The 463-nt window shown below is 63.3% G+C and carries 1 protein-coding gene; it reads right to left on the bottom strand.

Features of this window, described 5'->3' with window-relative positions; genetic code table 11:
- Positions 1 to 204: 204 nt before the first annotated feature.
- A complete protein-coding gene (locus tag DEU38_RS15830; RefSeq protein WP_114722461.1) occupies positions 205 to 429 on the bottom strand; it encodes an MbtH family protein in 225 nt (74 codons plus the stop codon).
- Positions 430 to 463: the final 34 nt, after the last annotated feature.

Here is a 463-nt window from a genome sequence, read left to right as displayed (position 1 = left end):
TTACTCGCCCCCTGAGAGCAGAATGCCCCGGTTGCATCGGGACCACACCATATCAAGATCCTTTCGCCGCCCGGACGGTTTCCGGCCGCACGAAAGACCGACATATGGCCTGGTAGATAGGCGAAAATGCCCCTTCGGTCCGATTCGTCCGTGCGCCCCTGTCGGGGGTCGGATCGAGGGGCTCGCAGGCGCCTTTCGGGACGCCTAATCGAGCGACGAATCATGCTCCCGCGCGGCGAGCAGAGTGCCCGGCCGAAGGTCGGTCCAGTTGGTGTCGATGTAGTCGACACAGGCGCGGCGGGTGTCCTTCCCGTGCGCTACGGCCCAGCCGGCGGGAACATCCGCGAACGCGGGCCAGAGCGAATGCTGGTTGTCCTCGTTGACCAGCACCAGGAAGTTCGCATCGTGGTCGTCAAACGGGTTAGTCACCACTACACCTCTCGATCGTTCCGACGAAGAGTGA

The organism is Rhodococcus sp. AG1013, from assembly GCF_003350365.1.
Taxonomy (GTDB): Bacteria; Actinomycetota; Actinomycetes; order Mycobacteriales; family Mycobacteriaceae; genus Prescottella.
Note: the sequence above shows the minus strand (reverse complement) of the source record. Positions and strands in the feature narration are given on the sequence as shown.